Genomic DNA, 17,472 nt, shown 5'->3' on the forward strand with positions numbered 1-17,472 from the left:
CATGCAAACCAATCTCGCCGATTTCATCAAGAATACGCCGGCAGGCGACGAAGCCGAAGCCATCCTGCGCGCCTGCGTGCATTGCGGCTTTTGCACGGCCACCTGTCCCACCTACCAGCTGCTGGGCGACGAACTCGATGGCCCGCGCGGGCGCATCTATCTGATCAAGCAAGTGCTCGAAGGCGCGCCCGTCACCGCCAAGACGCAGACGCACCTGGACCGCTGCCTGACCTGCCGCAACTGCGAGTCCACCTGTCCGTCCGGGGTGCAGTACGGTCGCCTGGTCGATATCGGGCGCAGCGTCGTCGAGCAGCGCGTGCAGCGGCCCTTGCGCGAACGGGCCTTGCGCTTCGCCCTGAAGGAAGCCTTGCCGCGCCGCTGGCTGTTTACGCCCGTGTACAAGGCGGGGCAGGCGCTGCGGCCGCTGCTGTCGAAAAGCTTGCAGGATAAATTGCGACCCGGCGCCGCCGCTGGCGCATGGCCGGCGCGCCGGCACGCGCGCACCATGCTGCTGCTCGACGGCTGCGTGCAGCCGGCCATGTCGCCGAACATCAACGCGGCCACGGCGCGCGTGCTCGACGCGCTTGGCGTGCAGCTGATCGTCGCGCCGAAGGCGGGCTGCTGCGGCGCGCTGCGCCATCACCTGAACGACCAGGAGGCGGCGCTGGACGACATGCGCCGCAATATCGACGCCTGGTGGCCCTACGTAGACTGCGCGGACAGCGCGGAAGCCATCGTCATGACGGCGTCCGGCTGCGGCGCCACGGTGAAGGAATATGGCCATCTGCTGGCGCACGACGCCCGCTATGCGGAGAAGGCGCGGCGTATCGCCGCACTGACGCGCGATTTGTCCGAGATCATGCCGGCCTTTGAAGCGGAGCTGGTGGCGCTGCTGAAAGGACGCATCGGCAAAAAAGTGGCGTACCACCCGCCATGCACCCTGCAGCATGGCCAGCAGGTGCGCGGCAAGGTGGAGCAGGTCTTGCGCGCCGTCGGCGTCGACGTGCGCCTGTGCGCCGACAGCCATCTGTGCTGCGGTTCGGCGGGCACCTATTCGATCCTGCAGCCGGCACTGTCGCAGCAGCTGCGCGACAACAAGGTGGCGAACCTGGAAGCGTGCGAGCCGGAGATGATCGTGTCGGCGAATATCGGTTGCCTGAGCCACCTGCAGTCGGGCACGGAGACCCCCGTGCGGCACTGGATCGAATTGATCGACTCCGCCTTGACCCCGGTCAAATAGGCACTTCGTTGTATTGCGCGATGCGCCATTGCGGCGCAGGGATGAAATTGTTGGCCCACTCCAGCACGGCGTCGGCCGGCATGGGGCGGGCGATGCCGTAGCCTTGCGCCAGGTCGCAGCCCAGCTGGATCAGGCGCGCGCCATGCTCGACGCTTTCCACGCCTTCGGCGATCACCGTCAAGCTGAAGGAACGGGCCAGGCCGATGACGGCGCGCACCAGGTGCAGGTCATCGCGGTCGTTGAGCATGTTGCGCACGAAGCTCTGGTCGATCTTGACGATATTCGCCGGCAGGCGTTTCAGATACGACATCGACGAGTAGCCGGTGCCGAAATCGTCGAGCGCGAACGTGATGCCCAGCGCCTGGCAGGCGCGGATGATGCGGCGCACGTCTTCGATGTCGTGCAGGGCCGACGATTCGAGGATTTCCAGTTCCAGCATGCTGGCGCGCACGCCGGGAAATTCGCCGAGGATGGTTTCCAGGCGCGAAACGAAGTCCGGTTGCTGGAAGTGGCGCGCCGCGATATTCACGCTGACCACCCAGTGCTTGCCGCAAGCGACCCAGCGCTGCATCTGCCACAGGGCCTGGCGCAGCACCCATTCGCCGATGTCGATGATCAAATCCGTCTGTTCCACCAGCGGCAGGAATTGCGCGGGCGCCAGCACGCCGCGGCGCGGATGCTGCCAGCGCAGCAGCGCTTCCATGCCCACCACCGTGCCGGCGCGCATATTCACCTTGGGCTGGTAGTACAGCCGCAGTTCGCCATTGATCAGGGCCTGGCGCACTTCCGTGCGCTGGTTGTGGTGGGTGCGCACTTCCTCATCGAGATTGGTATCGAAGAAGTGATACTGGTTGCGCCCCGTCAGCTTGGCCTGGTAGACGGCGTGGTCGGCGTGGCGCAGCAGGCTTTCCGTATTCAGGTCCTTGCCCGCGTAGACGGCGATGCCGACGCTGGCCGTCATGTGCAGCGCCTGCTGGTCGCAATGATAGGGGCGGCTCAGTTCCTGCATCAATTGGGTGATGTTCTGTTCGATGCTGGCGATGCTGGCCTGGCCGCACAGCAGCAGGACGAATTCATCGCCGCCCAGGCGCGCCGCGTAATGGATCTGGCCCGTAAAGGCGTGCAGGCGGCCGGCCACCTGCTTGAGGATTTCATCGCCCGCTTCTGCGCCGTAGCGGTCGTTGATGGCCTGGAAATGGTCGAGGTCGAACAGGCAGACGGCCAGCAGGCGCTGGCGTTCGCGCGCCAGGAACAGTTCCTGCTCGAAGCGGGCGGCCAGCGCGGCACGGTTGGGTAGACCCGTCAGCACATCATTGTAGTTTTGCCAGGACAGCTTTTGCAGCGCCTGCTGCATGTGCACGGTTTCGTTCAGCTGTTCGCCCAGCTGGCGCTGGCTGGTTTTCAGCGAGGTCAGCAGTTCTTCGATATCGCCGGCCATGCCGTTGAACGACTGCGATACGGCTTGCGCCTCGGGCGTGGCGCCAGCCGCCAGGCGCACGGCGAAGTTGCCATCGCGAAAGCGGTCCGTCGCTTGCACAAGCCGCGCCAGCAGCTTGCGGTGCGACGCCAGGATCAAGCCCAGCAGGAGGAAGACGAGGACGATATTGATGGTGCTGAGCACGGCCTGCTCGCGCACCCTTTGCCACACCTGGGCCAGGGGCCGGCCGGGCGTGTAGTGCAGGTCGAGGATGCCGTCGCCGCCGTCCGGCAACGCCACCGTCAGGCGGCTGCGGATGGCCGCCATGCCCGCCAGGCGCGCAAACCACGCCGGCACGCCGTCGGCCAGCGCATCGCTCAGCTTGTTGTCAGCCAGCACTTCGACATGCCCGCCAGCCGTATCCCAGCGCACGGAGGCGAGGCTGCGGTTCAGTGGCAGGGCGCTGCGCAGCGCTTGCTGCACGCTGTCGTGCATCGCATGCCGGTCCGTATGCACGGCCAGCGGCAGCACGCTATTGGCCAGGAACAGGTCGAGTTGCCGGGCGTCGCTCTGGTAGCGCGCATTGGCCAGCGCCGTTTCCGTACCCAGCAGGGCGTGATAGCGTACAGCGGAAACGGCGAGTATCAGGAAGGTAATAGGGATGAAGAGGCGGGAATAACTACCCATCCGCATCCATGAAGATAATATTTTCCCAAAGACTGGCATCGTTTTTTGATCGATATCTGCGAATAATTATGTAAACATTATCACCGATATTTGCTATTTGAAACACAATATTGATATCAGGCATGAAATAAATACGGTTTTATAGATTTCGCATGATTGTTGTCTTAAATCAAAGTATTGCGTTTTTTACTCCTGTAGCAATTGCCGTATGTCGGCCGCCAGACTGGCCGGTTTGCTGGCCGTCGCATAGCGGCGAAAGACGCTGCCATCCTTGCGCACCAAAAACTTGGTGAAATTCCATTTGATCGACCGCGTGCCCAATATGCCGGGCGCCGCCTGTTTTAATTGCGCAAACAGGGGATGGGTATGCGGGCCATTCACGTCGACCTTGCCAAACAGGGGGAAGGTGACGCCGAAGTTTTTCTCGCAAAAGGCGCCGATCTCCGCATTCGAGCCCGGTTCCTGCTGGCGGAATTGATTGCAGGGAAAACCCAGCACGACCAGGCCCTGGTCGTGAAATTCGCGGTACAGCGCTTCGAGCCCCTGGTATTGCGGCGTGAAGCCGCAGGCGCTGGCCGTATTGACGATCAGCAGCACCTTGCCTTTGTATTGCGCCAGGTCGATCGGCGTGCCGTCCAGCGCCTCGGCCTGGAAATCGTGGATGCTGGTCATGTCAGAGGAGTCCCAGTTTGGTGGCGCCCGTTTGCGGGGGCGGTTCCGGCGCCGTTGCGCCCTTGAGTTTGATCGTCAGGCGCAGGTCGTTGACGGAGTCCGCATTGCGCAGCGCGTCTTCATAGCTGATGGCGCCCCCTTCGTGCAGGTCGAACAGGGCCTGGTCGAAGGTTTGCATGCCATGCTCGCGCGATTTTTTCATCAGTTCCTTGATCTCGTGCACCTGGCCCTTGAAGATCAGGTCGCTCATCAGCGGTGAGTTGAGCAGGATTTCCAGCGCCGCCTTGCGCCCGCCGCCTTCCTTGCTGGGGATCAAGCGCTGCGAAATCATGCCCTTCAAATTGAGCGACAGGTCCATCAGCAATTGCTGGCGCCGCTCTTCGGGGAAGAAATTGATGATGCGGTCCAGCGCCTGGTTGGCGTTGTTCGCGTGCAAGGTCGCCAGGCACAGATGGCCCGTCTCGGCAAACGCGATGGCGTGGTCCATGGTGTCGCGGTCGCGTATTTCGCCGATCTGTATCACGTCGGGCGCCTGGCGCAGGGTGTTTTTCAGGGCCGTGGCCCAGTCGTCCGTATCGACGCCCACTTCGCGCTGGGTGACGATGCAGTTGCCGTGCGGATGGATGAATTCCACGGGGTCTTCGATGGTGATGATGTGGCCGTGGCTGTGCGCGTTGCGGTGGCCCACCATGGCCGCCAGGGTGGTCGACTTGCCGCAGCCCGTGGCGCCCACCATGATGACGAGGCCCCGCTTGCTCATCACGATGTCTTGCAGGATGGAGGGCAAACCCAGCCCATCGAGTGTGGGGATGGCGGTATTGATCAAGCGCAAGACCATGCCTGCCTGGCCCATCTGCACGAAGGCGGATACGCGGAAACGTCCGAGACCGTCCGGGCTGATGGCGAAATTGGCTTCGCGGCTGGACGCGAACTCGGCCGCCTGGCGTTCGTTCATGACGGCGCGCACGTAGCCCGCCGCCTGTGCCGCGTCAAGCGCGCCTCCCGCCAGCAGCGTCAGCTTGCCGTCGAGCTTGATGGAGGGCGGAAAGCCGGCCGTGATGAACAGGTCCGAGCCGCCCCGTGCGCGCATCTGCGCCAGCAGCGCGTGCATGGCGCCATAGTGTTCGTGCGTCGTCTGCATGGCTTATCCGGGGAAGTTTTCAGGCGCCTTGGCGGCCGAGCGGGCTGTTTCCGCCGAGATCGTGCCGCGCCGCACCAGGTCGGTGAGGCACTGGTCCAGGGTCTGCATGCCCACGTTGCTGCCCGTCTGGATGGCCGAATACATTTGCGCCACTTTTGCTTCGCGGATCAGGTTGCGCACGGCCGGCGTGGCCAGCATGATTTCATGCGCGGCCACGCGGCCCGCACCATCCTTGGTTTTCAGCAAGTTCTGCGAAATGACGGCTTGCAAGGATTCGGACAGCATGGCGCGCACCATTTCCTTTTCCTCGGCGGGGAAGACGTCGATGATGCGGTCGATCGATTTCGCCGCCGACGAGGTATGCAGGGTGCCGAACACGAGGTGGCCCGTCTCGGCCGCCGTCAGCGCCAGGCGGATGGTTTCCAGGTCGCGCAACTCGCCCACCAAAATCACGTCGGGGTCTTCGCGCAGGGCCGAGCGCAGCGCATTGCTGAACGAATGCGTGTGCGAGCCCACTTCGCGCTGGTTGATCAGGCATTTCTTCGGTTCATGCACGAATTCGATCGGGTCTTCGATGGTCAATATATGGTGGTTCAGGCGCTCGTTGACGTGGTTCACCATGGCCGCCAGGGTGGTCGACTTGCCGGAGCCCGTCGGGCCCGTCACCAGCACGAGTCCCCGCGGGCGCATGGCCAGCTCGCCGAAGATGCGCGGGGCGTTGAGTTCTTCCAGGGTCAGCACTTTCGACGGAATCGTGCGCAGCACGGCCGAGGCGCCGCGTTCCTGGTTGTACGCGTTGACGCGGAAGCGGGCCAGGCCGGGAATCTCGAACGAGAAATCGCATTCCAGCGCTTCTTCATACGCCTTGCGCTGGCTGTCGTTCATGATGTCGTAGATCATGCTGTGCACTTCCTTGTGCTCGAGCGGCGCCACGTTCAGGCGGCGCACGTCGCCGTTGACCCGTATCATCGGCGGCAGGCCGGAAGACAGGTGCAAGTCGGAAGCCTTGTTGCTGACGGAGAAAGCGAGTAGTTCGGAGATGTCCATTTATAATCCCTGTGCCTGCATTGATGGGCTGGCGCACTGTGCCGCCGCCCCTATACACTAGAAAATGATTATGTCCACAATCGAACAGAACTTGCAAGCCGTGCGCGACAGTATTGCGCAGGCCGCCGCTGACGCGCAGCGCGCGCCGGCCGACGTGACCCTGCTGGCCGTCTCGAAGACCTTCGGCGCGGATGCCGTGCTGGCAGCCATGCGCGCGGGCCAGGCGGCGTTTGGCGAAAACTATCTGCAGGAAGCGCTCGACAAGATTGCCTTTGTGAAGGAAGCCGCACCGCAGCAAGCACCGGCCTGGCATTTCATCGGCCCCATCCAGAGCAACAAGACGCGCCCCATCGCCGAGCATTTCGACTGGGTGCACACGGTGGAACGGGAAAAGATCGCAGCACGCCTGTCCGAACAGCGCCCGGCCGGCTTGCCGGACCTGAATATCTGCCTGCAAGTCAATATCAGCGGCGAGGCCAGCAAGAGCGGCGTGACGCCGGCCGAATTGCCAGCGCTGGCGCGCGCCGTGGCGCAGCTGCCGCGCTTGCGTTTGCGCGGCCTGATGGCCATCCCCGAGCCGGAAACGGAGCTCCAGCTTCAGCGCGCTGCCTTTGCGCAATTGCGCGCGCTGTACGAACAATTGAAGGCCGAAGGGCTGGCGCTCGATACCTTGTCGATGGGCATGTCGGCCGACTTGCGCGCCGCCGTGCTCGAGGGCGCCACCATCGTGCGCGTGGGCAGCGCCATCTTCGGCTCCCGCAACTATTCCTAACTGATTGACAGAAAGCATAACCATGACGACAGAATTGAATATCGCCTTTGTAGGCGGCGGCAACATGGCGGCCGCCCTGATCGCGGGCCTGGCGGGCAAATTGACCCTGGGCGGCAATATCCACGTGATCGACCCGCACGCGCCGGCGCTGGAAAAACTGCAGGCGCAATTCGGCGTCACGACGGCGGCTTCCGCCGGCGAGGCATTGCGCGGCGTGGATGTGATCGTGCTGGCCGTGAAACCGCAAAGCATGCGCGAAGTGGCGGCCCAGTTGCTGCCTTTCCTCGACGGGGATAGGGCGCCATTGATCCTGTCGATCGCGGCCGGCATCCGCGCGCAGGACCTGTCGCGCTGGCTCGGCGACTACCCCGCCATCGTGCGCTGCATGCCGAATACGCCGGCCCTGATCGGCATGGGCATCACGGGCATGGTGGCCAGCAGCGGCGTGAGCGAGGAACAGAAGAAGATGGCGGACGCCATCCTGCGCGCCGTCGGCCAGACGGTCTGGCTCGATGACGAAGCCAAGATCGACCCCGTCACGGCCGTGTCGGGCAGCGGTCCCGCCTATGTGTTTTACTTTATCGAAGCAATGCAGCAGGCGGCCGCCGAACTGGGCTTGACGCCCGAGCAGGGCACCCAGCTGGCGATTGCCACCTTTACGGGCGCCGCGCAACTGGCGGCGAACTCCAGCGAACCCGTGTCGCTGCTGCGCGAGCGCGTCACGTCGAAAGGCGGCACGACGTATGCGGCGCTCACCAGCATGGAAGAGAGCGGCGTGAAAGCGGCCATCGTCAAGGGCATCAAGGCGGCCGCGCAACGGGGGCGCGAGATGGGTGACGAGCTGTCGAAGTAATTAGATCACCTTGACGGCGCGGCCTATGTATAAAATCGGTCCTGTCGGCCGCCCCGTTGGCGAGCCCGCTTCCGGCTCCAGGGTGATTTCAAACAGTTGATCGGCTTGCAGCGGCGGCAGCTTATCCAGGGTCAGCTTGAGGCTTTGCCCCGGCTTGACCAGGCCCAGCGAGACGGGCGCGCCCCAGTCCTTGCCCTTGGTCCAGAATTGCAGGGCTTTTTGCTGCGGCACGTTTGTCGGGCCCAGCGGGATCAGGCTCAGGTCGCGGTTCTTGCCGCCGCGTCCGCCCGCCTGCACGATCCAGCCCGGCGATTTATCCTGCGGCGCCACCAGCACCACCAGATAACCGGGGCCGCCCGGCGCTTGCAGTTGCACGCTGACCAGCACGGCCAGCACAGCCGTGGCCACCAGGCCGCCGCCGGCCAGCAGTCTCCAGAAGGCCAGGCTGTTCCACCACGCTTGCCAGCCGCCCGCCTGCTGCACGGCTTTCGGCGTGAACAGGCTGGCGCTGATGCGCGGCCACAGTTGCGCCGAGGGCGTTTCGGGCGGCGCCAGGGTGGTCAATGGCAGCAAGCGCTGTTCCCAGGCATCGACGGCGTCGCGCAAGGCGGCATCGCGCGGCAAGCGCCGTTCCACTTCCGCGCGTTCGGCCAGCGCCAATGTGCCCAGCACATATTCGCTGGCCAGCCTGTGCAATTCCTCGTCGCTGTTGATCATCCCATGCACTCCCGCAAGGCGGCCAGGCCCCGCTTGACCCAGGCTTTGACGGTCCCCAGCGGCGCTTGCAGGCGCTGCGCGATTTCGCTGTGGGAACAGCCATCGACGTAGGCGTACAGGATGCTATTGCGCTTGGCTTCATCCAGGTGGCCGAGGCAATCGTGCAGCTTGCCCAGGTCCGCCTGGTCGGCATAGGCCTCGCCCGCGTCGTGGCCTTGGCGTTGGTGCAGCAGGGTTTCCACGGTATCCTCGTCGGCTGACAGTTCATGGGCACGGGCGCGCGCCATGTCCAGCGCCTGGTGCCGCACCACCACATAGATCCAGCCCTTGCCGCTGCCGCGCGTGGCGTCGAAGCTGCCGGCGCGGCGCCAGATATTCAGGAAGGCGTCGTGCAGCACGTCTTCGGCCAGGGCCCGCTGGCGCACGATGCGCAGGGCCACGCCCAGAAGGTAGCGGCTTTCCTGCTGGTACAGGCCGTGCAATGCCTGCTGCTCGCCTCTGGCGCAGGCGCGCAGGGCGGCATCGTAATCGTAAGGGGCGGCTAGCGTTGGCAAGGTTGGCGCAATCGTCAAGAGTAAACGGTTAGCAAGTTTTCAAGGCCGAGTATAGGCCAGAAACCCGCTTGCCAACCGTCGCTTTCACTGATTTATGCGGCCTTCCAGAAAATGTAGTCGGCTTGATAGGGCACCCATTGTTTGGCGCCGATGCTTTCCATGCCGCAGGGGCTGCTTGGCGCCACGCCACCGCTGGTGGCCACGCGCTGGATGTAGCTGACGCCCTGCATGGCGCCGCTGCCCGTGGCCGGGTTGGCTTTCACCAGCTGATACGGGATGTTGCCGGCGCCGGCCGGCGCCACGGCCACTTGCGTTGCCGTCACTTTCGAGCCGTCCAGGTTGGCCCAGGTGGCAGGTGGGCCGACATACGTGCCAACCTGCATCCCGCTGCGGTCGTTCAGGGCCGCGTCCGGGCCCACGAAGACCCATTCATGGCCCGTCATGTCTTTCTTGGCCTTGCATTCGTAGGCGATCTTGCCCACGCCCACCGTTTGCATGGCTACCTGGTGGCCATCGGGCACCTTGACGGCATTCGGTAATTGTTCCTGCGAATAGCGGGCACTCATGGGGGCACAGGCGGCCACGAGCAGGGCGGCGCACAGCACGGTGAGCGAAGGGGCGGTATGGCGTGGGGCGATGGTGGCAAGCATGGCGAACTCCTGGTAGTTGGCTCAACCGGCTGGTTGATACCATTACTACGCATGGGCTGGCCATTTGGATGCAGCCAGAGAAAAATATTCTAAGGCGGCGGCGTTTCTTTCTTGCTGAACCGCCGCGCCAGGGCCAGCACGACGGGCATGGCGGTGGTGGCGTGCTTGAGCAGCGCGCCGCTGGCCCGCAGCAGCGGCAGGAAACGGCGCGGGCGCACGAGCAGCAAACCCAGCACGGCGCCCCCTATCATCAGGGGAATTTTAAAGCGCGTGGCCAGGGTGTGGCGCAGATTGCCGCCCGTTAAAGGCTCCAGCAATTGGTGCGCCTGCACGCCCAGGGCCAGGCGCTGCAGCGCGCATTCGGCCAGCAGCGCGTCGCGCCGCTGCGCCAGGCTGGCGGCCGTGTGCACATGCGATAACTTGGTGGGATGCGTGGTCATGGCCGCTCCGATCTCCGGCGCGCCAGCAGTTGCAGCTCGTCCAGGTCTTTGTTCAGTTCGGAAAGTGTGAAGGACAGCAGTTTCGGCTTGCTGCGGAAACTGGCGCGCACGCCCAGCAAGGTGGCGATGGCGGCGCCGATGAAGACGGCGGCCGTGATGGCGATGGCGGCGATGCGGTGCGTATCCCAGAACAGCACGATGACGAGGAACACGATCAAGACCAGGCCGACAAACAGGCACAGCAGTGCCAGCATGGCCAGCGCCAGATAGGACAGGAAGCGCAGCGACTCTTCTTCCATTTCCACGGCCGCCAGGGCCAGACGGGTCTGGACGATGGCGGCGAGGGTCGCTGCGACTTGGGCGACATGGTGCAAGATAGCCATATGCTGCCTTTCGCGTCAGGAGACGGCCTGCGCCGTCGGTGCTGCGTCGGTACTGCGCCGTTACTATCTAGCGGCGTGACGAGGAAAGCAGCAGGCCGAACAGCACGCCGATGACGGCGCCCGCGCCCACGGCTTTCCATGGATTGTCCTGCACGTATTCATCGGTGGCTTTGGCCGCCTGCTTGGTACGTTCGAGTAAGTCTTCTTCCAGCTTGATCAAGTCTTTCTTGGCCGTTTCCAGGGTGGCGATGAACTTGTCCTTGACGGCTTTGACATTCTCGCCCGTCTGATCCTTGGCGCCATCGAGCCAGCCTTCCGCTTCATTGATGACGGTTTTCAGGTCGCCGACCAGTTTGTCGCGGGCCTTGTCGGCGTCGGCGAGGATGCTGTCGCTGCTGGATTTTCCGGTATGTATCGAGCTCATGTATTACCTCATGGAAGTGAAACTGCACAGTGAAATACCAGTGTAGGCAGCTGCGGCCAGGCCTGTCTTGCGCCGCCTCAAGGGCTGCCGCGGCGCAAGGGTTTTTGCTTAGCGGAAAGCAAAGTCCAGTACCACGCCCGCAAACACCGCCGCTCCTAGCCAGTTATTATGCCGGAATGCCGCAAAACACGGCATACGCTCGCGTGCGCGGATCAGGGTGTAGTGGTAAACGGCGCAGCCGGCCGCCACCAGCAAGCCCGCGACGAACCAGTAACGCAAGCCCAGGTACCAGCCGCATGCCAGCCACAGCAGCAGGAAAACGGCATAGCAGGCCATGACGATGGCCACGTCGTAGCGGCCAAAGGTGATGGCCGAGGTCTTGATGCCGATCTTCAGATCGTCGTCGCGGTCGACCATCGCGTATTCCGTATCGTAGGCCACGGCCCAGAAGACATTGCCCAGCAGCAGCAGCCAGGCGACGGCGGGCACGGCATCCGTGATGGCGGCAAAGCCCATGGGGATGCCGAAGCCGAAGGCGATGCCCAGGTAGGCTTGCGGGATGGCAAAGAAACGCTTGAAATAGGGATAGGTGCCGGCGATGATGACGGCGGCCACGGACAACTGCTTGGTCAGCGCGTTGAGGGGCAGGATCAGGCAAAAGGCCAGCACGGTCAGCACGCCAGCCACGGCCAGCGCTTCCTTGCCGCTGATGCGGCCGCTGGTGATCGGGCGCTCGGCCGTGCGCTTGACGAATTTGTCGATATCCTGGTCGGCGTAGTCATTGATGGCGCAGCCTGCCGAGCGCATCAGGAAAGTGCCAAGAGTAAAGATCAGCAGCAGCCGCCAGTCCGGCACGCCCTGCTGCGCCAGCCACAGCGCACACAGGGTAGGCCACAGCAGCAATACGGTACCGATAGGCTTGTCCAGCCGTATCAGGCGGAAATACAGCGCCAGCTTGTTCATGGAAGACTCGATCTTGTTGAAGAGAAAGGTCGATTATCGCAAATAGTATGTAAATGTACTATTTTGCGCCTGGGGCGCTAGTCTTCGTCCTCGCAGAGCGGCGTAATGCCCGGCAAGTTGCAGCTGGCGATGGCCGCGCACAGGGCGTCGATGGCGGCCTTGCGCGTAAAGCTCTTGCGCCACAGCATCACCACGCGGCGCGATGGCACGGGGGCGGCGAAGGGCCGGTATTCGAGCATGCCGTCGGTGGCGTGCATATTGGCGACGGAGGCGCGCGGCAAGACCGTCAGGCCGATGCCGCTGGCCACCATGTGGCGGATGGTTTCCAGCGAGGAACCTTCGAACGTGCGCTGCATGCCGTTGCCGGGCGAGGAAAAACGCGCCATTTCGGGGCACACTTCCAGTACCTGGTCGCGGAAACAGTGGCCATTGCCCAGCAGCAGCATGGTTTCCGATTTCAAGTCTTGCGCGGCGATTTTGTCGCGCGCCGCCCATGGATGCTGGCGCGGCATGGCGACGACGAACGGTTCGTCATACAGTTCCTGCATGGCCATGCCGTGGTCGGGCAGGGGCAGGGCCATGATGGCCACGTCCAGTTCGCCCTGGCGCAGCAATTCGAGCAGGCGAACCGTGAAGTTTTCCTGCAAGATCAAGGGCATCTGCGGTACCTGGTCTATCATGGCCTTGACCAGCGGCGGCAGCAGGTAGGGGCCGATCGTGTAGATCACACCCAGGCGCAGGGGGCCGGCCAGCGGATCCTTGTTTTGCTTGGCGAGTTCCTTGATGGCGGCCGTCTGTTCCAGCACGCGCTCGGCTTGCGCAATGATCTGCGCGCCCAGTGGCGTGACGGAGATTTCCGCGCCGCCCCGTTCGAACAGGACCACGCCCAATTCGTCTTCGAGTTTCTTGATGGCCACTGACAGGGTGGGCTGGGCAACGAAGCAAGCTTCGGCGGCATGGCCGAAGTGCTTCGCTCGCGCGACTGCAACGATATATTTCAGTTCAGTCAGTGTCATAGGTTGATTGAAACACAGGAAGTGCTTACTTGCAATGAATGAAAGGTGGCGCAAACGTGAAACTGTGGCGCCGATGGCGTATTGTAGCGGATCGCCCCCTATAATGCGGGACCGGGCAGCGAAGGGAGATGGCGATGGAATTGCACCTGCAGGCGCTGGAAGCGGCAATTAATTACTGGCGTGCCAGGCAACCGGCGCGCGGCAATGAATATGCACTGTCGCCGTCCGTCAGCCGCCTGGCCGGCGTGTATGCGCTGATGATTTACTACCGGCAAGATCGCATCGCCGAAGAAGGGCTGGACCCGGCCGTCGTGGCCTTGATCGATGCCTGGCGCCGGGATGCCGGCGGCATCCAAGGCGATAGTCACGCCTGAGCGTGACCGTATCGTCACCCTATTTAACCCAACAAGAGATATCCATGCCTGATTTTGAAAACAAACTGTGCGGCCGTGACGAACTGCGCGCCCGCGCCGCGGCCCTGCCGAAACCGGTGGTGGTGACGAACGGCGTGTTCGACATTTTGCACCGTGGCCACGTAACGTATCTGGCGCAGGCGCGCGCGCTGGGCGCCTCGCTGATCGTTGCCGTGAATACCGATGCTTCAGTGAAACGCCTGGGCAAGGGCGATGACCGTCCCCTGAACAGCTGCGAAGACCGCATGGCCGTGCTGGCTGCCCTGGAAGCGGTGAGCCTGGTCGTGCCATTCTCGGAAGACAGCGCCCTGGAAGTGGTGCTGGACATCGAACCGGAAATCTATGCCAAGGGCGGCGACTACGACATGGCGGCCATTCCGGAAGGCAAGGCCGTGCTGGCGTATGGCGGCCAGGCCGTGGCCATCGATTTCGAGCACGACCGTTCGACCACCAAGCTGTTGACGAAAGTGCGGACGCAGCAGGGCTGAGGAAGCTCGTCAATGTTTCCATACAGATAAAAAGACGTTACTATGAGAACTGCCAGGGCTGCGACCTCGTTTCGTCAGCCCCAGTACGTTCCACCGTCTGAATGCATTGCTTGTCATAGAAAATAAATGGATCATAAAACTTCTGGGGATTGGCCACTGCCCTCCGGCGCCTGGCACGTGGATGACGATGGCGCGTGGAGCATGCAGCGCAGCGCGGACGGCCAGAACGTCTCGCCCTTGGTGAGCCATGCCGATATCGGCAAGCTGATGCTCGCGCGGCGCCTGCCCGCAGCCGCCGGCGCGCCCGTGCGGCAGTTTCCGCCCGAATTTTCGTTCGATCCCGCCTCGGGCGCGGCCTTGCAAGTGCCGCCCGACACGGCCCCCACGCCGCCCTGGGTGCCGCCCTACGGCGCATATCCCGTCAGCGACGTGCCGCCAGCGGGCCCGGCCGGCTTGCGCCAGGCCAGCGTGCCCCTGAAACTGGCCGACCAGCGCGCCCGCGAAGAGCATGCGCAAGCCGATGCCTCGCTGCCCATGCCGCCGCCCGGCGAATACGAATTCTTTTCCGCGCAGTTCGGCACCAGCGCGCCTGCGCTGCTGGCGCTCGACCCGCGCAAGGCCGTCTTGCACGCCTGGCTGCCCGCCTCGAAACGCTGGCTGGCGCTGGACCCCGACTATGGCAGCTTGCTGGCCGAATCGGACCTGGCCCACGGCGCCTGGCGCGCCGAGCTGGTACCTGAGTTCAACAGCGTGCTGGTCTTGCCGACCAGCCATGGCCTCGCTTGCATCCGCCCCGACGTGCCTTCGCTGACCTACGTGGTCGAGCATGTAGGCGGCGCGCCGTGCGCGGCCGCGCCCGTCTGGTTCCAGAACCGTTTGTGGGCGCCGCTGCGCGACGACGATGGCCGCATCCGCTTCGTCAACCTTGATGCGGCGCAAAAGCCGGGCAGCGACGTGCTGCTCGACAGCGTGGTTGAGCTGGGTACCGTCAGCGCGCCCGTGGCTTACAACCGCATGGCCGTGTGGCCGTGCGCCAATGGCCAGCTGCGCCTGCAATTGCAGCCGGACGGCAACGTGGCCGCTTCGTTTACGCCTTGGCCCGAAGGGCTGGTGCCGCATTTCGAATTCGGCAGCCCGTACGTGTCGCGCGACGGCGGCCTGTGGCAGCTGTGCTTCGAGCGTGGCCGCGGCACCTATGTCTACGTGAAACTGGGCGCGCAGTCCGAACGGGCCGATGCGCTGGCGCCGCGCCTGTGTTCGGGCAGCTTCAATTACCGTTTCGCCACCAAGCTGAAAACGGCGCCGTGGGAAGAGCCGGAACATGGCGACGATGGCGGCAAGAACCAGGCTGTCATGCCGCTGCTGGAATCGGGCGCGGGGTCGGGCACCAGCAGCAGCGTCTTTGGCGTGAAGTTTGCCACCAGCGCCGGCCTGTCGAGCGTGCTGCGTTCGAACGAGCGCCTGGCGGCCCAGCTGGTACAGGACGACGAGTTGCGCGAAACCGTGTTTCATACCTTTGCCGTCAGCGAGCCGTGGCGCGTGCGCCTGTTTGTCCATGAAGGCACCTTGTGGGCGTACCACCCGCTGCTGTCGCGTATCGATGGCTGGGCCTTGCAGGCATGAAAGCGCGCGTCCTGATCGCGGCCGGCGCCGCCTTCCTCTCCTTCGCCTTCGCCAGCGCCAGCGTGCAGGCGGCCGGCATCCAGCAAGCGTTCCTCGTGCAAAACTCGGGCTGGATGGAGCCGTTTTACACGGATGAACATTCGCAACTGAAAGCCCTGGTGGGCGCCGTGGCGCAGGCCGCGACGAGCCCGTCCGACAAGGTCTATACGCTGGCCTTCAGCCAGAGCAGCGGCGCGCACGTGTCGCCGTCGCTGCTGGGGCAAGGGCAGGGCGGCGCCGGCGTGGCGGGCCAGCTGGCCAATCTCGGCCTGGCGCGCAAGAGCGCCGGCGGCGCGCTGGCCGACACGGATTTCCAGGAAGCCGTGACAAAAACCATCACGGGGCCGTTCCAGTCCGCTTCCGGCATCGTGTGGATCTTTACGAATAACAAGAACAGCCCGAACAACGACAGCCAGACGGCCGAGCGCAACCGCGACTTTTACCGCTTGCTGCATCTGGAGCCGTCGATCACCAAGACGGTGGTGTTTCCACTGCGCATGCCTGTGCAGGGCAAGCTGTACAGCGCCAGGGGCTTGATGGTGTATGCACTGGCGTATGGCCAGCCGGCATCCGAGGCTTTGAACCGCATCCTGGCCGAAGGGCGGCTGTCGCAAGTGCTGACGCGCCCGCCCGCGCGCCTGAAACCGGTGGACCAGGATGCCGTGCGCATCGTGCCCCAGTCCGTCAAGAACAGCGCCAACGTACACGCCAGCCTGGGCCGCGACGGCCGCACCATCGTGCTCGACGTCGATGCGGCGAACCTGGTGCCGCAAGTGGTGCTGCAGGCGTCCTTGCAAAACATGTTTTTCCCGTACGTGATCGACAGCGCCAGGGTGCACGCCAGCCTGGCCGGGCAGAACGCGCCGCTGCACGTTGCGCCGGATCAAATCCGCCAGCTGCAGCCGGGCGCCAGCCAGTCCGTGCAGGTACAGTTTGCGCTGCCGATGGCGCAAATTCCGTCGCCGTGGTCGGCGCAGGCGATCGCCGCCATGGGCAAGCAGGTGATGCTGCCCATGCAGGCGCAGGTGGGCCTGTCGGAACAGCGGCTGGCGCTGGCGTCCAGCTTTGGCAAGGATTTGCAGGAATTGTTCCCTGGCGACCCGATATCCAGCATGTTTACGCCGCCCGACAGCGTGCGCGCCTCGCAGGCAACGATACCGTTGCTGGTGCGCATACAGTATCCGCTGCTGCCCGTGCTGGTGATACTGGGCAGCGTGCTGGCGCTCGTACTGGGCTTGCTGGCGCTGGGCCTGGTCGGCACGCGCGCCACGCGCTACAAGGTGCTGGCCGACGGCGTGCAGCGGCAAGTGTTATTAAAACCGTTCAAGAGCGTGCAGATCCGCGATGATGACGGCCGCGACATTGGCGAACTCAAGCGTGGCCTGGGCAAACCGGCCGTCGTGCGCGTGGTCGAAGGCCATACCCTGAGCCTGGCCTGATAACGATTTCCTTTTAAACTATTCAAATCCACCAGAGGCATACCATGGCGCAAGAGACTCCAAAAGACAACGCAGGCTTTACCTTGCCGGTGCCGGCTTCCGCACCGCCCGCCGCAGACGCACCGGCGGCCAGCGCAGCCACCACGGCCACCACCGAACCGGCGCCCGCGTTCGATGCGGCCGGGACGACAGATACCTCGTCGCGCGACACCCTGGTCGGCGGCGTGGTGTTGTTGCTGCTGTTTATCGCCTTTTTCTTTGCCAAGAATGCCTACGCGAATGGCCTGGTGGCCAAGCGCGTGCCGCCGAACAAGGCCAATGCCTCGGGCTGGTGGCTGTTCATCTTCCTGGCCAGCCTGGCGACCGGTGTCGTGCTGGCCGCCGTGAACGCGCATAAATTCCTTGCGCCACTGTTCATGGGACCGCTGGTGCTGGTGGGCCTGGTTGCCCTGTTGCTGACATTTACCTCCAGCCGCCGCTAAGAACACACCGTT

The 17,472-nt window shown here is 63.9% G+C and carries 20 protein-coding genes; 8 read left to right on the top strand and 12 right to left on the bottom strand.

Going from position 1 to position 17,472, the window contains the following annotated elements:
* Window position 1: 1 nt before the first annotated feature.
* Window positions 2-1,240, top strand: coding sequence for a glycolate oxidase subunit GlcF (gene glcF, locus IGS58_RS26960; protein ID WP_230523138.1), 1,239 nt, complete (start codon window positions 2-4; stop codon window positions 1,238-1,240).
* Here glcF and IGS58_RS26965 read toward each other — a convergent pair.
* The 4 genes from IGS58_RS26965 to IGS58_RS26980 all read right to left on the bottom strand — a co-directional run bounded on the left by IGS58_RS26965 (window position 1,233) and on the right by IGS58_RS26980 (window position 6,204).
* Window positions 1,233-3,344 (bottom strand): putative bifunctional diguanylate cyclase/phosphodiesterase, encoded by a 2,112-nt coding sequence (locus IGS58_RS26965; protein ID WP_092612856.1) that lies wholly within the window; start codon window positions 3,342-3,344, stop codon window positions 1,233-1,235. The genes glcF and IGS58_RS26965 overlap by 8 nt on opposite strands.
* Window positions 3,345-3,530: 186 nt before the next feature.
* A complete protein-coding gene (locus IGS58_RS26970; protein ID WP_230523139.1) occupies window positions 3,531-4,016 on the bottom strand; it encodes a glutathione peroxidase in 486 nt (161 codons plus the stop codon).
* A 1-nt stretch (window position 4,017) separates the two neighbouring features.
* On the bottom strand, window positions 4,018-5,157 hold the full coding sequence (locus IGS58_RS26975; protein WP_329958024.1) for a PilT/PilU family type 4a pilus ATPase: 1,140 nt from the start codon (window positions 5,155-5,157) through the stop codon (window positions 4,018-4,020).
* A 3-nt stretch (window positions 5,158-5,160) separates the two neighbouring features.
* Window positions 5,161-6,204, bottom strand: a complete 1,044-nt coding sequence (locus IGS58_RS26980; protein ID WP_070258779.1) for a type IV pilus twitching motility protein PilT — start codon at window positions 6,202-6,204, stop codon at window positions 5,161-5,163.
* Between the two features lie 70 nt (window positions 6,205-6,274).
* Between IGS58_RS26980 and IGS58_RS26985 the strand changes: the two genes are divergently transcribed.
* Together IGS58_RS26985 and proC are read left to right on the top strand one after the other, a co-directional pair.
* A complete protein-coding gene (locus IGS58_RS26985) occupies window positions 6,275-6,976 on the top strand; it encodes a YggS family pyridoxal phosphate-dependent enzyme (RefSeq protein ID WP_230523140.1) in 702 nt (233 codons plus the stop codon).
* Between the two features lie 22 nt (window positions 6,977-6,998).
* Complete coding sequence (gene proC, locus IGS58_RS26990; RefSeq protein WP_034784843.1) at window positions 6,999-7,829, top strand: pyrroline-5-carboxylate reductase; 831 nt, start codon at window positions 6,999-7,001, stop codon at window positions 7,827-7,829.
* Here the strand turns inward: proC and IGS58_RS26995 are convergent, their stop codons facing one another.
* The 8 genes from IGS58_RS26995 to IGS58_RS27030 all read right to left on the bottom strand — a co-directional run bounded on the left by IGS58_RS26995 (window position 7,830) and on the right by IGS58_RS27030 (window position 12,976).
* Entirely contained in the window at window positions 7,830-8,546 is a 717-nt protein-coding gene (locus IGS58_RS26995) for an anti-sigma factor (RefSeq protein WP_230523141.1), read from the bottom strand. It lies immediately after the preceding gene.
* On the bottom strand, window positions 8,543-9,100 hold the full coding sequence (locus IGS58_RS27000; protein ID WP_092613087.1) for a sigma-70 family RNA polymerase sigma factor: 558 nt from the start codon (window positions 9,098-9,100) through the stop codon (window positions 8,543-8,545). The genes IGS58_RS26995 and IGS58_RS27000 overlap by 4 nt, the downstream gene beginning before the upstream one ends.
* A 92-nt stretch (window positions 9,101-9,192) precedes the next feature.
* Entirely contained in the window at window positions 9,193-9,750 is a 558-nt protein-coding gene (locus IGS58_RS27005; protein WP_034784851.1) for a DUF3455 domain-containing protein, read from the bottom strand.
* An 89-nt stretch (window positions 9,751-9,839) separates the two neighbouring features.
* Window positions 9,840-10,190, bottom strand: coding sequence for a hypothetical protein (locus IGS58_RS27010; protein ID WP_230523142.1), 351 nt, complete (start codon window positions 10,188-10,190; stop codon window positions 9,840-9,842).
* The gene (locus IGS58_RS27015; RefSeq protein WP_230523143.1) at window positions 10,187-10,573 is read right to left on the bottom strand and encodes a phage holin family protein; all 387 of its coding nucleotides are present in this window, start codon (window positions 10,571-10,573) and stop codon (window positions 10,187-10,189) included. The genes IGS58_RS27010 and IGS58_RS27015 overlap by 4 nt, the downstream gene beginning before the upstream one ends.
* 67 nt (window positions 10,574-10,640) lie before the next feature.
* On the bottom strand, window positions 10,641-10,997 hold the full coding sequence (locus tag IGS58_RS27020) for a DUF883 family protein (RefSeq protein ID WP_034784857.1): 357 nt from the start codon (window positions 10,995-10,997) through the stop codon (window positions 10,641-10,643).
* A 108-nt stretch (window positions 10,998-11,105) separates the two neighbouring features.
* Window positions 11,106-11,960: a 4-hydroxybenzoate octaprenyltransferase gene (ubiA, locus tag IGS58_RS27025; RefSeq protein ID WP_034784859.1), complete on the bottom strand. Its 855-nt coding sequence runs from the start codon at window positions 11,958-11,960 to the stop codon at window positions 11,106-11,108.
* Window positions 11,961-12,037: 77 nt separating this feature from the next.
* Window positions 12,038-12,976, bottom strand: a complete 939-nt coding sequence (locus IGS58_RS27030) for a hydrogen peroxide-inducible genes activator (RefSeq protein WP_230523144.1) — start codon at window positions 12,974-12,976, stop codon at window positions 12,038-12,040.
* 134 nt (window positions 12,977-13,110) lie between these two features.
* Between IGS58_RS27030 and IGS58_RS27035 the strand changes: the two genes are divergently transcribed.
* The 5 genes from IGS58_RS27035 (at window position 13,111) to IGS58_RS27055 (ending at window position 17,460) form a co-directional block, all read left to right on the top strand.
* Window positions 13,111-13,350: a DUF3717 domain-containing protein gene (locus tag IGS58_RS27035; protein WP_034785368.1), complete on the top strand. Its 240-nt coding sequence runs from the start codon at window positions 13,111-13,113 to the stop codon at window positions 13,348-13,350.
* Between the two features lie 44 nt (window positions 13,351-13,394).
* Window positions 13,395-13,877: an adenylyltransferase/cytidyltransferase family protein gene (locus IGS58_RS27040; RefSeq protein ID WP_034784861.1), complete on the top strand. Its 483-nt coding sequence runs from the start codon at window positions 13,395-13,397 to the stop codon at window positions 13,875-13,877.
* 126 nt (window positions 13,878-14,003) lie between these two features.
* The gene (locus tag IGS58_RS27045; protein WP_230523145.1) at window positions 14,004-15,500 is read left to right on the top strand and encodes a hypothetical protein; all 1,497 of its coding nucleotides are present in this window, start codon (window positions 14,004-14,006) and stop codon (window positions 15,498-15,500) included.
* Window positions 15,497-16,978: a hypothetical protein gene (locus tag IGS58_RS27050; RefSeq protein ID WP_230523146.1), complete on the top strand. Its 1,482-nt coding sequence runs from the start codon at window positions 15,497-15,499 to the stop codon at window positions 16,976-16,978. Before IGS58_RS27045 ends, IGS58_RS27050 begins: the two co-directional genes overlap by 4 nt.
* Before the next feature lie 44 nt (window positions 16,979-17,022).
* Entirely contained in the window at window positions 17,023-17,460 is a 438-nt protein-coding gene (locus IGS58_RS27055; protein ID WP_230523147.1) for a hypothetical protein, read from the top strand.
* Window positions 17,461-17,472 lie beyond the last annotated feature (12 nt).

This window comes from Janthinobacterium sp. EB271-G4-7A (genome assembly GCF_020858075.1).
GTDB classification, from domain to species: domain Bacteria; phylum Pseudomonadota; class Gammaproteobacteria; order Burkholderiales; family Burkholderiaceae_D; genus Janthinobacterium; species Janthinobacterium lividum.

Coding starts and splice junctions, on each gene's coding strand:
- IGS58_RS27045 (WP_230523145.1), top strand. CDS start 14,004: ATGGATCATAAAACTTCTGGGGATTGGCCACTGCCCTCCGGCGCCTGG.
- IGS58_RS26980 (WP_070258779.1), bottom strand. CDS start 6,204: ATGGACATCTCCGAACTACTCGCTTTCTCCGTCAGCAACAAGGCTTCC.
- IGS58_RS26985 (WP_230523140.1), top strand. CDS start 6,275: ATGTCCACAATCGAACAGAACTTGCAAGCCGTGCGCGACAGTATTGCG.
- IGS58_RS27035 (WP_034785368.1), top strand. CDS start 13,111: ATGGAATTGCACCTGCAGGCGCTGGAAGCGGCAATTAATTACTGGCGT.
- IGS58_RS27040 (WP_034784861.1), top strand. CDS start 13,395: ATGCCTGATTTTGAAAACAAACTGTGCGGCCGTGACGAACTGCGCGCC.
- IGS58_RS27030 (WP_230523144.1), bottom strand. CDS start 12,976: ATGACACTGACTGAACTGAAATATATCGTTGCAGTCGCGCGAGCGAAG.
- IGS58_RS27010 (WP_230523142.1), bottom strand. CDS start 10,190: ATGACCACGCATCCCACCAAGTTATCGCATGTGCACACGGCCGCCAGC.
- glcF (WP_230523138.1), top strand. CDS start 2: ATGCAAACCAATCTCGCCGATTTCATCAAGAATACGCCGGCAGGCGAC.
- IGS58_RS27005 (WP_034784851.1), bottom strand. CDS start 9,750: ATGCTTGCCACCATCGCCCCACGCCATACCGCCCCTTCGCTCACCGTG.
- IGS58_RS27015 (WP_230523143.1), bottom strand. CDS start 10,573: ATGGCTATCTTGCACCATGTCGCCCAAGTCGCAGCGACCCTCGCCGCC.
- IGS58_RS26995 (WP_230523141.1), bottom strand. CDS start 8,546: ATGATCAACAGCGACGAGGAATTGCACAGGCTGGCCAGCGAATATGTG.
- IGS58_RS27050 (WP_230523146.1), top strand. CDS start 15,497: ATGAAAGCGCGCGTCCTGATCGCGGCCGGCGCCGCCTTCCTCTCCTTC.
- IGS58_RS26970 (WP_230523139.1), bottom strand. CDS start 4,016: ATGACCAGCATCCACGATTTCCAGGCCGAGGCGCTGGACGGCACGCCG.
- IGS58_RS27020 (WP_034784857.1), bottom strand. CDS start 10,997: ATGAGCTCGATACATACCGGAAAATCCAGCAGCGACAGCATCCTCGCC.
- proC (WP_034784843.1), top strand. CDS start 6,999: ATGACGACAGAATTGAATATCGCCTTTGTAGGCGGCGGCAACATGGCG.
- IGS58_RS26975 (WP_329958024.1), bottom strand. CDS start 5,157: ATGCAGACGACGCACGAACACTATGGCGCCATGCACGCGCTGCTGGCG.
- IGS58_RS26965 (WP_092612856.1), bottom strand. CDS start 3,344: ATGGGTAGTTATTCCCGCCTCTTCATCCCTATTACCTTCCTGATACTC.
- IGS58_RS27055 (WP_230523147.1), top strand. CDS start 17,023: ATGGCGCAAGAGACTCCAAAAGACAACGCAGGCTTTACCTTGCCGGTG.
- ubiA (WP_034784859.1), bottom strand. CDS start 11,960: ATGAACAAGCTGGCGCTGTATTTCCGCCTGATACGGCTGGACAAGCCT.